This window comes from Serratia plymuthica NBRC 102599 (assembly GCF_001590925.1).
Lineage (GTDB): Bacteria > Pseudomonadota > Gammaproteobacteria > Enterobacterales > Enterobacteriaceae > Serratia > Serratia plymuthica.
Window position 1 is genome coordinate 174427 of the sequence record NZ_BCTU01000020.1, and the last position, 13536, is coordinate 187962.

Sequence of the window (13536 nt, forward strand, 5' to 3'; positions counted from 1 at the left end):
GGCTTATTGGTAAGCCAGGGTGAAGTCAGCCACGGACTGGAATTCGCCCGGAGTCACTACGGCGCCAGAAGCTTTGCTGCCCTGCAGGTAAGCGGAGAAGCTCAGGGTGTTATTACCGTTGCCCAGCGCCTGCGCACTGGATGCTTTACCCAGTTCGATCAATTGACCAGAACCGTCGGTAATAGCAATACCTGCGCCTTTAGCGGTACCGGTAATACCCAGCAGCTTGCTGTCACCAACAGAAGATGCGCCGGTAAAGGTAATGGCTACGGTATTGTTCTTGCCTGCATCTTTGCTGACCAATTCACAGTTTTCCAGTTTGATCTGGAAGTTTTTCGGCGTGGACTGGCCACCGTCTTTCAGTGCCACATTAGAAACCTGGCCCAGGTTCACGGTCTGGTCTACAGTTTCAGGGGTAATAGAGCAAGGAGCATCGATAATTGCGCCTTTAAAGGTTACGGTGCCGTGGCCCTGATCTTTAACCGCGGCGTTAGCCATCATAGAAGTTGCGCCGAAAGCCAGTACTGCTGCCATCATGATTTTATTCAGTTTCATAAAAAGCCCTTACATTCCTTTATAAGAAGAGGATATCAATAGTCAATTTTAAAATGTGTTTGAGAGAGTAGAGAAAACCGGATGATACCTAAGCTTTATCTTACCCACTCTATTTTCAACCAGCTCACCGCCAGCCACTACAATGTACCCAACCCAGAACCAGATTGGAACATTATAGTGTGAATGTACAAAATTACGGAATTTAATAAACAAAAATAATAGATATATATGATTTAAAACCAAAAATGACTTGCCAATTATGGATATAGACATGTTCATAAATATTCATATAGCTGATTTTAATTAATACGTGACAAAGAAGCAGATTAATCCTACATCCAACCCGGTGGGGTTATTGAAAAAAGAAATCGGTGATAGCAGAATCAGACCTCTCAAGGATAAGACGAGGTTTTACTAAAATGATTTTCGTAATAAACAAGACGGTTAAATACAATGAATATGAAGGAACGCTGGAAAACATTGACGACCCAGGCAACACTATTATCCTGGTTAAGCCCGCGTGCAGACTTCTGTCGATCTTCGTAAGAAATAATGACATGCTCATTAAGCGTAAACAGTTGCTTGATGAGGTATGGGAGGATTATGGGCTTAAAGCAACGGACAGTAATCTGAACAACTATATTTCCGGCCTGAGAAAATCGCTGGCAAAGTTCGATGATGACGAGCTGATAATCACCTACCCAAGGCAGGGATTTAAATTCGTCGCAAAAAAGATTACCCGACAGGAAGCCAACACGGCAATGTTAGACCCAGATTGCATCATAGAAGTAGAAAACAAGGAAAACCTGACGACGGATGCCCCGGCAGCTGCCAATCGGCATTATTATGCTGGCCTGAGAAATATTCCGCTAAAAAAAATCGCCATTATCAGTGTTATCTTGCTGATACCCTTTTTTTTAAGCATGGCTTATAAACAGATTCCGGTCAGTAACATTACCAACCTGGGTCAGTATAAGAACTGCGACATTTACTCGATAAAGTACAATGGAATGCAGCCGAAAGAGATTGAGGACATGATCGCTAAACGCTACTCCTGCGAGGATAAGGCCAATATATATTATTACTTCAACATCAAGGAAAAAGGGCTTTCATCCTATGCGTCATTGATCACTTACTGCCCGTTGGATGTCTCCGTCGCCTGTGAACTCAGTTACATAAAAAGTTAATTGCGCCTAAAAACCAGAACACCTGATTGATAATGCATAAAAAACACAATAAAAACGGCTACTGAGTGACCTTAGACAGTAACTTTCGCCATAACCAGGTTTGTAGATAACATCACCGAATCATTTTATCCTGCGAAAAACCCATAATAGCGTCAAGAACACGCTATCGAACGCTATTATGGGACAATGCCGCATTCAGGTTTTGGTGCAGATAAAAATAGGGGCACGGTTTCCACTAAAGACATAGTTTTTAGTATTCAACCTCTCTATCTTCAGTAAAAAATACTTGCTGTTTATCACCGGCAATGCCTGGCTCAGATCGTCCTGTCCGGCATTATCCGCCGGCTGTTTTTTCATATCTTTGACGGTAAAGTAGTAATAACCGCTTCGGTATTTGTAATCAGCCTCGATCATCCGTGACAGTGTGAAGCTCCCCTTCGCGCCGTTAGCGTGCCCGTTAATCATAAAGGTCGCCTCACGGAAACCAGAGGACACCAGATTGACCAGTATAATGCTTTCTTTCTTTTCACCCTCAATGGGCCTGATGATCTTAACCACCGCTTTACACTCCGGCACGGTGCGAAAGCCAAACATCAAGTAGGACATACCTGCAATGATCACTACGGATAAGGCCGAGACCGCGAGACAAATATTTTTCTTATAATTGCCTTTTTTCAATAATCTCATGAGCATTCTCACACTGAGCTTCAACCCCCTCTAACCGTGAGGCAGGGCAGTAAGATAGAAAAGATATGGCGTTATTCATGCCGGCCCTGCTGACCAGCATCTTGGTGTTAAAATAATAAATGGTTGCAGGCACCTTGCAGTTAAACTTTGCCGATTCAATCAAGGGTTTTACTTTTTCCAGCTCATCATCGGTATGTTTGACATAATGTGACGTCGTTAAGACCTCGACGGAGCAGAGATCTATCTTACCAATTTCACTGTGTTTGACGGGCTGATATTGATCAAAAAAAGGGTAAGCCGTAACCATGAGGATCGCCATGGCCGCCAGCACCAGCGATACCAGGCCAGCAGGCCTCCATTTTATCTCTGCGGCAGGTGCCGGCAAGTCCCCGCTCACCGAACTCAGCGAGCTCTCCCCATCAACCGTGTTCACTTCATCGGCAGAAAACATAAACCCTTGCCGGGGTACAGTGACAATAATCTCACTTTCGCCAAAGGCGTTGAATATTTTCCTGATCATCGAGATATAGTTATTCAAATTGCTGTGCGAGGAGGATTTCCCATACTCATCCCAGCCATTGGAGAGAAGAAACTCCCGGGTCAGCAACAGATTGTTATTTTTCACCAACAGCGACAATACTCTGCACAATGTTGCAGTAAGCATAACGGGCTCGATGGTATCATCCAGCAACTCTATCGAAGACTTATCTTCATGGAAGATAATCCGTTTATTGATTATAAATTTCATTTATCCACTTTCATTCCATATAAAGCCCGGTAAATAAATAAAAATAGTGTCGCAATCATATTCAAAAAAAACGAATTAAGAAAATTCTTAAAAAACAATACTACAACAAAAGAATCAAGGGTGTCCAAGGGTATTGACAGAACAGCATGGCTCCACATAAATGTTCCAAACACCGGTTGACGCAAACACAATCCTTATACCATGAATTAAAAGGATTTTCCCATTCATGATGCTCTTTTGAGGGTAAGCAAACTGCCCATTGGTGTACGCTGCTGATGTTATGCTGTGTTATTGATCGTTACATGGGTGTTTCCACATTGTTGCGGGCGCCATCTGAATGCCACGCTAACTCTGGGTTTCAAGAGAACAATTCGCCTCGGCTGCGAAATGGCGCGGCAATATGGCGCAGAATCATCCGCCCCTGACCCAGGTCGATTACACCAAAACCCGCTCGCAACCCCTGGCTCAAGGGTTGCACATCAAGCCATCGGCACTTCTCTGTCTTCTTGCGACAAATCCAACATTTTTCCCACTTCGATTAATGCTTGCCTGATTTCTACATAAATAAAAAAGAAAACGTTCTTCGGTTGGAATAGTTTCGGTAAATAGATACTCTCAGCAATAAGTGCTTCATTGGTATTCTCACCCTGCAATACCCCTAAAAATTTTAAGTGCTCTTATCATCAAAAGATCATGCAAGCATAATGTTAATATTTTTTTGTCACTGGCTGCATCACTTCCCTCCCCCAGACAGTGACAAAACAATTACACCTGCATGCTCAATCATCCTGACGAACAAGAAAAGGCCTGTCTGGCCTAAAAAACACCCTCTTAATTCTGGATGCTTTTCACAGACAGATAAGCCAGAAATATAAATATATATCTATAATATACACAAAGCGAAATAAACTTATAATTAATTAGTTTTCGACCCAGAGCAAACAAAACAAACACCAAAAAAACCCATCAATCCAGCATAATAATTTGATTATAAGAGAACAATTACCATAATATTTCGCCAGGTAATCCTGCATGGTATTTTATTGATTCTGGTCTCAGAAATTTAATTGGCGCTATTTACATATTGATATGCAAGCGCGTTGCTGAAACCGGATCAATATTATAAAACCCTTATATTTATGGAGTAATAAAATGAAAAAGGTATTACCAAGGAAAATATCCTGCCTTTCGGCAATGATTATGCTGTGTGTTAGCGGCGGCTCCGCCTTTGCTGACACCTCCATTGTGCCGGTTGGCGGCAACGTTAACCTCACTGCCAATAATGTGCCGGTAGTGAATATCAATCAGCCAGGTCAGGATGGCGTATCGCATAACCAATACAGCCAGTTTGACGTGGGTAGCCAGGGCGCGGTATTGAACAATGCGCAAGGCAGCGCGCAAAGCCAACTGGCCGGCGCCATCAATGCCAACCCCAACCTGAGCGCAGGCGCCGCGAAGGTGATTCTTAACGAAATCAATTCCAGCGACAAAACGCTGCTGAATGGGATGATCGAAGTTGCCGGTCAGAAGGCGGACGTTATCGTCGCCAACCGTTCAGGCATTACCTGTAACGGTTGCGGATTTATCAATACCGGGACTGGGGTACTGACCACTGGCGAGCTGCAGTTCAAAGACAAACAGTTCACCGGCTATAACGTTACCGACGGCACGATAACCTTCGAAGGCAAAGGGTTGCAGAAGGGCGATGTGGACTACACCGCCGTGATTGCCCGCGCTGAGAATATCAATGCCGCAGTGCAAGCCAAGAGCCTGCTGGTGCTGGCGGGCAAAAAGACCGTTACCGCCGATCTGACGCGCTACACCAACGTGGATAACAAGGACAAGTCACCGGAAGTGCTGGTCGATGTCTCCCAGTTAGGTGGCATGTATGCGGGTAAAATCAACCTGATCGCCAATGAAAACGGTGTTGGCGTCAATAACAACCCGCAAATCAGCCTGAGAAACAAGGGTGAACTCGTCACTGATGGCGATAATTTGATCCTGACGGCAACGAGCGTTGTAAATCAGGGGAAAATTACCTCAGGTGCCAGTGCAGCGATACAAACCACAGCGCTGAACAATAGCGGGGACATAAAAGCCAACGATATAGCCTATATCAATACTACCTCGCTTCAAAATGAGAAAAACATCAGCTCCAATAATAAATTAAACATTAACTCTACCTCTCTGGCTAACAAAGCCGGTGGAAATATCACCTCTCATCAGGGCGAAATGGCGTTGAATAGCACCTCGTTCTCTAATGACGGAAATATTTCCGCACGCGGCAACATCGTTCAGTCGGGTACGTCTTTTTCTAATAGCGGTAGCCTGACATCCACTCAAGGGGGGATCACGTCATCAGGTACCTCTTTCTATAATACTGGAAATATCAGCGCATATAATAATATTACCCGGACAGGAACGTCCTTCGGTAATAGCGGAAAAATGGTGTCAACCCAGGGTTCCGTATTTAACAACGGCAGAGATATCAATAAGCCTGTCGTTGTCTCCCCACCACAACAACAAAACCCATGGTGGTCATCCTGGTGGTACCCACGCTGGTAACATTATTCCTCCGCCGCTTGGCGGAGGTTTTTCCCCCGCTCCGATGCCAAAGTTTACTATGAAAAAAAACGTCCCATTGCTGCTGAGCCTCCTGCTTACAGGGGTTGCCCATGCCGGTAATCTGTTATCCACATTGGAACAACAGACTGTCAGCCAGGAAAATAGCGAGCGGAATATCCAGAACAAGCTACAACCTGGCGCTCCCACCGTATTCACCCAGCCGAGCGACACGCGCCAAGAGGCGCTCTTCTACCCGCAGGAAAGCCCGTGCCTGAAGATCCGTAAGGTGCAAATTGAAAGTGGTGAAATACGCCCAATCCCCGCCATTAGGCAATTGGCCAAGAGCGCCGAACACCAGTGTCTGGGCGCAACAGGAATAAGCAACCTGCAGAAGGCCATACAAAATCAGTTGATCGGCGAAGGGCTGATCACTTCACGTGCGGCAGTGAAAACCTATCAGGCCAAGGAAGAGACTCTCACCCTTTCTCTGATTTATGGCCGCGTCAACAGCATAAAGCTGAGTGACGACAGCAGCGGGCATTTCAATCTGGCCAGCGTTTTTCCGCTTAAAGCCGGCGACATACTCAATATCCGCAACGTTGAACAAGGGTTGGAAAACATCAACACCCTCCCCGGCACGCTGTCTGACATACGTATTGCCCCCAGCCAAACACCGGGAGAAAGTAAAATTGAAGTGCTGCGCAAACAAGAGAAATATTGGCAGTTAGCATCCTGGGTCGATAACTCTGGCACCAAGGCCACTGGCCGCTACCAGGGTGGTGCCGCGCTTTTCCTCAACAATCTGACCTCGCTTAACGATACCCTTTACGCATCGCACTCCCAGAATATTGAGAGATCTGACACTCGCGGCAACAGTTCACACGCAATATCCTACTCCCTTCCCTATGGGTTCTGGTCAGTAGACCTGTTTGCGGGTAAGAGTAAATATCATCAGGGTATTCCCGGCTATGCTGTTGACTACCAATATAAGGGGCAATCAGAAAGCCTCAGCCTGCAAATTGGCCGAACGGTATCACGCGGTGCCAGGTACAAAACCACGCTCAATGCGCAATTATTGGAACGGGATTATCATTATTTTATTAATGACACGGAAATAGACCTTCAGCGTAAACGCTTAACCAATATAAAAATTGGTGCCAAACACTTGCACTACATCGATGATGCAAGGGTTTCGTTATCACTGGATCTTTTCAAAAATATGCGATGGTTCCAGGCTGATCATCTCGATGGCGCCTATAACTTAAGCAGCCACATGATTAAAGCCGAAGCCGGCCTAGTTAACCCCTTCATGCTGTCCGACCTTTCCATGGATTATAGGGGCGGCTTAACGTTACAACTCGCCAACTATGACTTGCCTATACAGGACAAGTTAGGCATTGGGAGCCGTACTACCGTGAGGGGATTTGATGGCGAGCGTAACTTGTTCGGCAATAAAGGTCTCTACTGGCAAAATACGATAGCCTGGAACCTAAGTTCAGTCCCGGTACAACCCTATGTTGGCATGGATTATGGCTATGTCATGCAGAGCGAGAACGCTATTGGGCATAAATTGGCAGGCGGTATCGCGGGCGTAAGAATTGAAAAATGGAATACCAGCCTCGATACCTTCATCGGTACACCGCTCTATAAGCCCCAGGGTTTCGCTACCAGCTCAATGAATATCGGGTTCTCACTGGTATGGCGATATTAAGGAGAGAGATAAGGTCAGGCGCTTCAACACCCTGACCTTTTTATCTCGATTCGGAGATGTCAAAAACCGGGGCCGGCTTAACGGGCCGGGTTGAAATGATCCCTGATAAACACCGGCAGGTCGTTTGACGGCGGCGTAAAGGGCACCTGGTACATCATGTCGCCGACAAAGCCCCGGTGATAGGTAGCGTGATTCACCAGGTGCAGCACGATTTCCTCCTGCGTCATCACGCCGTCACCCCCGCCGACAAACTCGAAATGAACGGCTTTCGTCAGATCCTCGTTTGACCAGCTATCCACCAGATCGATATACCAGCGGTCCATTTCCTGCACCGCTTGCCACAAGTCTTCAAACGCCGGCGTATGTTCGGTATTGCGTGCGGTATAGCCGTGCTTTTTCCCCTGCAGATGGTGCCTGAAGATATCGTCCACCACGTAAGTATGGTTTAACGTATGCACCATATTGCCAAACCGCGTCGGGCGCTGTTTCAGGGCTTCGCCTTCCGGCAAGGATCTGACGTTGCTGAACGTCAATGCATCCGCCCAGGCTTTGTAACGCACCAGCATTTTCAACGTGTTGAGGGCCGAGGCCGTCGGCGCTGTCTGAACGGCAGTTTCACTGAGAAGCGAGTTATTCGTCACTACTGACATGCTGTGAACTCCTGATTTCAACATTTAACGTTTTTAAAAAGCGTTGATTACCTGCATCAGTCACCTGATTGTGCATTAAAAAAACCAGGTTGCATCGGCACCTGGCTTTTTTATTTCATCACTGTCATCCCACACCCTTTTTCACCGAGCTCGGGGGCACGCCATATTTGGCGGAAAATGCCCGCGAAAATGCCTCCACGCTGCCAAACCCAACCTGATAGGCCACCTGCTTGACGCTTCGCCCCGACATCAGCGCTTTTCTGCCCAGCGTTAAACGCCATGCCGTGAGATAGGCACCCGGCGTTTCCCCCACAACCGTGCCGAATCGCTCGATAAAATGGCTGCGCGACATGCCGGCGATCTGCGCCAGCCTTTCAACCGACCATTTGCAGGCCGGCTCGTCATGCATGGCAACCAGGCTGCGGTGAAGGGCAGGATGGGCCAGCCCGGCCAACATGCCGGCTTTCACCGCACCGGCGGCAATAGCGCGCCGGATGACCAGCACAATGATGACTTCGCACAACCGGTCCTGCACCGACACCGTGCCACAACGGGGGGATTGCGCTTCGTCAATAAACAAATCGGCAACGCCCTGCAGCGCCGGCGTATCCGCCAGCAAGAAATCCATTCTGTCAGGCAAGGTACCGACCAGCGGGTTCAGCTCGCCGGAAAAGTCGACGCCGGCGCTGACGATAACTGCAAACTCACCTTCCGGCGGCGGCCCGCCGGCGACGTTAAAACGGATATGTGATGCCCCTTCTCCCACCTCACGCGCAGCGACGTAGAGGTTGGCAGGGTCTGTCGGGCCGGAAAGCACCCTGGCTTTCAGATCAAAGGCCCTGAGAAAGGCGGCCAGCCGGTCATGCCTGTGCATATTTGTACTATTCATCATGAAATTTGGACATTGTCTGTCAGAAAGTACGCTAGTTTGCAGGCAACCGTCAAAACCTCATGGAGCCCCGCACATGCGCATCGCGTTACTGCATACCTTTGAAACCAATATTGCGATATTTACTCAGACCGCGGCTCGGCTCGGCTTGCCCGCAGATTCACTAAAGCACGCCGTTCGTGCCGATCTGCGTGCCGCCGCGGAAGCGGGAGCGCCAGACCTGGAACAACAGGTCTGCGCCGCACTTGAAACACTCAGCCAAGCTGCCGATGTGGTGGTGCTGACCTGTTCCACGCTCTCCGGCGCCGCCAGAGCGCTCGCCGCAACCTCGCCAGTCCCGATACTCAGAGCAGACTATGTGCTGGCTCAAAGGGCGCTGCAGGCAAGTGATTCGATCGTGGCTCTGTGCGCCACAGATGCCTCGGCGCTGTATACGCAACGGTTGTTTGAAGAAGCAGGCAAGCGCGCTGCCCAAAGGGTTGAAGCCCGGGTTGTCCCTGACTGTGGCTTGCAGTTGCAGCGCGGTAATACCCAAGCGGCCCTGCGGCTTACCGCACTGGCCGCCGAACAGGCCAGCCAACAAGGTGCCACCGAGGTGGTGCTGATGCACCCGTGGATGGAGGGAGCCTTAGCCACGATGGCAACCGACCGGGTTCCCCTGTCCAGCGCCCCGGTTAGCCTGTCGGCCGCATTGAATATTCTCCAGGCCACCTCTGCCGACTAAACCCGGCCCCCGTTCCTCTATCAGACCGGGGTCATGCCCCGGCCTGCTTAATTTCACTTCATTTACCCTTTCCTCCGGCACAACCCTGTATTTTCTGCCATTATTTTGCCTGTTAAATTAGCAGGCCCTATGCAGACTTCCGCTACTTCTGGAGAACACCGATGCTGTTCACTTTTTTTAAAAACGCCGCGTGGGCATTTTTTGCGCTGGTCATCGTTCAATCCAGCGCGCTAAGTTTCACTCTGGAAGTGACAGGCAATATCGAAAACACCACCGACCCGGCAAAAAAAAGTTATCTGTTTACCGATAAACAACTGTTGGCGATGCCGGTGCACAGCATCACCACCTCAACCTCCTGGACACCGCAAAGAAAGTTCGAAGGGGTGGCCGTGGCGGATATTTTGGCGCGCGTGGGGGCCAAAGGCAGCACGCTGACGTTTCATGCGCTGAACGATTATTACATCGACGTGCCGCTGTCCGACGTCGAGAATTACCATATAATTTTGGCCTACAAGATGGATGGCGAAATGCTGAAGATCCGAAACTTCGGACCGCTGTTTTTGGTTTATCCAAGGGACGCCGCAGGGCCTGAGTTAAATTCCCCTCTCTACAACTCGCGCTTTATCTGGCAAGTGGACAGGATAGTGATTAAATGAAGCTCAAAGGATTTAAAAACGGCAGCAGGCTGGCGATCCCAGCGATTTTCGCTGCGCTTTTTTTGGTTGCCTCCACGGTAACGCTGTATTACTACAGCGCCACCCTGTCAAAGAAAGGGCTGTATGCCATTGCCGGCACTCAAGAAAATTACTCCTGGTCGATCGCCAAATTCGCCATCAAGCTGGCCGAATTTGAAACCCTGGTCGAACAGCAGAAAAACGCGCAGCAGGTGGATAGCGAAGATCTCAGGCTTAAATTTGAAATCCTTTATTCCCGCTTTTACGTGCTGGAAACAGTATCCGAATCCACGCAGCCGCTGTATGCCGAACCGGGTTACCCTGAAGTGGTCACCCAAATGCATCGGCAAATGGATCGGATTGATACTTTGCTGAATAGCCCGTCGATTGATTTCACCCGCATTTCGCAGGCCATGAAACAAATCAAGCCTTACTCGATTGAGATGGCCAACCTGACCGATCACGCCGAAGTGAAGCAGCGTACCGCCGCCTATGAAGACTATATCGAAAAGCGGCACATCATTTTTTATGGTCTGGTGATCGTGATGTTCTCGGTGATCGCCCTGATTGCCATCACCCTGATTGTGTTGCGCCAGCAGCGCCTGACCATCCGGCAACAGGCCAAAGCGATTGAGGCGGAGAAAGCCACGCGCACCAAAAATGCCTTTCTCGGGGCCATCGGCCACGAGTTGCGTACCTCGTTGCAAAGCATCATGTCCGCCATTGACGTGTTGGTGAATACTAAAGTGTCGGCCGAACATGCGGATACCTTCCAGCGGCTGGAAACCGCCGCGCAGCAGGTTGAAAGCCAGATGAAGGACCTGACCGATTATGCCCATCTGGACAGCGGCATGATGGAATTGCGCATAGTGCCGTTCGACGCCCAACGGTTGATCGAGGAAACGGCGAATGAAATCACCACGCTGAGCCAGAAAGATCGGGTTACGCTGTTGTGCGAGGTTGAATGCGGCCACCAGCAAATACATTCCGATCCGTTGCGTATCAGGCAGATCATCGTCAACCTGCTGACCAACGCCTACAAATACACCGAAAGCGGCACCATCACGCTGCACAGTTGCCTGCGGCGGCAGCCTACCGGCAGCGCGTTGATTATCGAGGTCACCGACACCGGTATCGGCATCGAAAAAGAGATGCTCGACCAGATATTCAGGCCCTTTACCCAACTTGATCAGTCGCACACCCGGCAGTATGGCGGCGTCGGCATGGGGTTGGCGATTGTGCACGGGCTAGTGACGCTGCTCAACGGCACCATTACCGTCTACAGCGAAATCAAAAAAGGCAGCACCTTTATCGTCAGCATCCCTGTCGAGCTCGGCGATGAAGAAGAACCAGGTGCAATACCGGCTCAGCACCACGGCCTGATGCAGAAGCAGCAGCATATTCTGGTGGTGGATGACAATAAGTCGGTGAGCGACGCCTTTGCGGCGCTGTTGGACAAACTGGGTTACCGGCACGAGCTGTGCAACTCGCCTGAACGGGCGCTGCAAAAGCTGTTTCGCCGCCCTTACGACGCGCTGCTGCTGGACCTGCAAATGCCCGGCATCGATGGCGCCGCGCTGGCCAAACAGCTGCGCAGCCGCCGCGGCCCCAACCGCCAGGTGCCGATTATCGGCATCAGCGCCTACACCCCGGAACAACTGTCTGCCGAACAGCGGGCGCTGTTCGATAACTATTTAATGAAGCCGGTGCGGTTAGACGCGCTGTCCACCGCGTTGGCTTCGCTGTTCACCGCTAAAGATTAAAGCACCGCAACAAAGCGGCTTCGATGACGTGAAGCCGCACCGGTTTTTCATAGGGACCGAGCACGTCATAGTCACGCATCGCTTTAGCGATTTCCGACTCGCGCAGATCGGTGCCCAACTGGCCGGTCAGTACCAGTACCGGCGCATCCGGGTTGTCAGAGCTGCGAATGGCTTCAATGCATTTATCCGCCGTTTCCTCGCCGATCAACCAGTCGACCACATAGCCGTCGAACAGGCTTTGTTGCAGCGCCTGGCAAAAACTGCTGACGTCGTAGAAGGCCACCGCCGTGAAGCCGCAGCCATCGAGGTATTTTGCCAGTTCATCCGCCGCCTGATGCGAATCATCCAGCACCGCAATGCTCAAACGCTCATCATCGGTATGGCTCGGGCGGATCTCGATCAATTCAACCCAGAAGCGTTTGCCCAACGGCGCATCGTCCGCCCGATAAATCTGCCATTGCTGGTCCGGCTTCAGCGCCACGAACTCCGCCTGTCGCCCTGCCGGCAGCTCATCGCCGATATGACCGACACAGGGAATTTCCGCACCTGCCACAAAAAAGATGGCATCCTGCGCCATAGTTTGCGCCGACGTCTCCTGTTCCGCACCCATGTCCGCGATAGCCGCCGGTGTTTCCCCCAATGCAGCGGCCACGCTATTGATCTGTTCCAGCGTCCAGGGGCTTTGCCCTTTCAGTTTTCGATGCGCATGCGAAAAACTCAGATCCAGAATGCGGCTAAGCTCTTTTGCATGCTGCCGCTTGCCAATGCCGTAATGCAACAACAGTTCCCTGACCCGGTTTGCAATCGACAACGAATCGAATTTGTGATGATTGTTATCCATTTTTCCCTTCGATTTTTATGCTTATTTATTAGTTGTTTTAATTATGAATTATGAAGAAGTACGCTCAAAACATTGCATACCATGCAATCTTAATTTAAAAACGTTGCTTGACATACCATGTTCTATGGTCAAACATGGTATCAAAAGACACATACAGCAATACACTATAAAAAATAATACTAGAACCACTTTTGATAATAACCATAATAACACCAGGGAAAATTAGTTCCGATTGCCGCTGCTGAAGGATGTATGCATTCACTCAGTCTGTAAGCAAACCGGGATTTGAGCCGTAGCGCTAATCTGTTTTACCCACTTTTGAGCCGGGATCCGCAAGGGTCCCGGTTTTTTATTGCCGTTTTTTCGCCAAACCGGGCGAGGCATCATACGGGTAGCTCCCCTTGTCGTCACTGTTACCCGGCCCCAATAAAAACGGGGCCAGCAAGCTGACCCCGTGTCTTTCAAGCAAGAAGCGTTAAAAACGCCAGGTAAAACCGGCGTTGACGCTGTTGTCCTGATGGTTTTGCGACAACAGGCCGCCG

At 49.7% G+C, this 13536-nt stretch carries 12 protein-coding genes; 6 read left to right on the plus strand and 6 right to left on the minus strand.

Annotated features, from left to right (window positions below):
- Positions 1 to 3: 3 nt before the first annotated feature.
- Entirely contained in the window at positions 4 to 555 is a 552-nt protein-coding gene (locus tag SPL01S_RS14460) for a fimbrial protein (protein ID WP_062869008.1), read from the minus strand.
- Positions 556 to 974: 419 nt separating this feature from the next.
- On the opposite strand from SPL01S_RS14460, the gene SPL01S_RS14465 reads away from it, so the two are divergent.
- A complete protein-coding gene (locus SPL01S_RS14465) occupies positions 975 to 1742 on the plus strand; it encodes a transcriptional regulator (RefSeq protein ID WP_062869009.1) in 768 nt (255 codons plus the stop codon).
- Positions 1743 to 1937: 195 nt separating this feature from the next.
- On the opposite strand, the gene SPL01S_RS14470 is transcribed toward SPL01S_RS14465, so the two are convergent.
- A complete protein-coding gene (locus tag SPL01S_RS14470; RefSeq protein WP_062869010.1) occupies positions 1938 to 2429 on the minus strand; it encodes a FidL-like protein in 492 nt (163 codons plus the stop codon).
- Positions 2401 to 3177, minus strand: coding sequence for a winged helix-turn-helix domain-containing protein (locus SPL01S_RS14475; RefSeq protein WP_063200768.1), 777 nt, complete (start codon positions 3175 to 3177; stop codon positions 2401 to 2403). The genes SPL01S_RS14470 and SPL01S_RS14475 overlap by 29 nt, the downstream gene beginning before the upstream one ends.
- A gap of 1152 nt (positions 3178 to 4329) precedes the next feature.
- On the opposite strand from SPL01S_RS14475, the gene SPL01S_RS14480 reads away from it, so the two are divergent.
- Together SPL01S_RS14480 and SPL01S_RS14485 are read left to right on the plus strand one after the other, a co-directional pair.
- Positions 4330 to 5742: a filamentous hemagglutinin N-terminal domain-containing protein gene (locus tag SPL01S_RS14480; protein WP_062869012.1), complete on the plus strand. Its 1413-nt coding sequence runs from the start codon at positions 4330 to 4332 to the stop codon at positions 5740 to 5742.
- A 58-nt stretch (positions 5743 to 5800) separates the two neighbouring features.
- The gene (locus SPL01S_RS14485; protein WP_063200797.1) at positions 5801 to 7453 is read left to right on the plus strand and encodes a ShlB/FhaC/HecB family hemolysin secretion/activation protein; all 1653 of its coding nucleotides are present in this window, start codon (positions 5801 to 5803) and stop codon (positions 7451 to 7453) included.
- A gap of 77 nt (positions 7454 to 7530) precedes the next feature.
- Here SPL01S_RS14485 and SPL01S_RS14490 read toward each other — a convergent pair whose 3' ends face one another.
- Both SPL01S_RS14490 and SPL01S_RS14495 read right to left on the minus strand, forming a co-directional pair.
- Positions 7531 to 8103, minus strand: a complete 573-nt coding sequence (locus SPL01S_RS14490; protein WP_063200771.1) for a DinB family protein — start codon at positions 8101 to 8103, stop codon at positions 7531 to 7533.
- Between the two features lie 124 nt (positions 8104 to 8227).
- Entirely contained in the window at positions 8228 to 8977 is a 750-nt protein-coding gene (locus SPL01S_RS14495; RefSeq protein ID WP_063200774.1) for a helix-turn-helix transcriptional regulator, read from the minus strand.
- Positions 8978 to 9140: 163 nt separating this feature from the next.
- Between SPL01S_RS14495 and SPL01S_RS14500 the strand changes: the two genes are divergently transcribed.
- The 3 genes from SPL01S_RS14500 to SPL01S_RS14510 all read left to right on the plus strand — a co-directional run bounded on the left by SPL01S_RS14500 (position 9141) and on the right by SPL01S_RS14510 (position 12153).
- Positions 9141 to 9716 (plus strand): hypothetical protein, encoded by a 576-nt coding sequence (locus SPL01S_RS14500; RefSeq protein WP_232246948.1) that lies wholly within the window; start codon positions 9141 to 9143, stop codon positions 9714 to 9716.
- A gap of 161 nt (positions 9717 to 9877) precedes the next feature.
- Entirely contained in the window at positions 9878 to 10372 is a 495-nt protein-coding gene (locus tag SPL01S_RS14505; RefSeq protein ID WP_062869016.1) for a putative pterin-binding protein, read from the plus strand.
- The gene (locus SPL01S_RS14510) at positions 10369 to 12153 is read left to right on the plus strand and encodes an ATP-binding response regulator (RefSeq protein ID WP_063200777.1); all 1785 of its coding nucleotides are present in this window, start codon (positions 10369 to 10371) and stop codon (positions 12151 to 12153) included. Before SPL01S_RS14505 ends, SPL01S_RS14510 begins: the two co-directional genes overlap by 4 nt.
- On the opposite strand, the gene SPL01S_RS14515 is transcribed toward SPL01S_RS14510, so the two are convergent.
- Positions 12143 to 12994 (minus strand): helix-turn-helix domain-containing protein, encoded by an 852-nt coding sequence (locus SPL01S_RS14515; RefSeq protein WP_062869018.1) that lies wholly within the window; start codon positions 12992 to 12994, stop codon positions 12143 to 12145. The genes SPL01S_RS14510 and SPL01S_RS14515 overlap by 11 nt on opposite strands.
- Between the last annotated feature and the right edge of the window lie 542 nt (positions 12995 to 13536).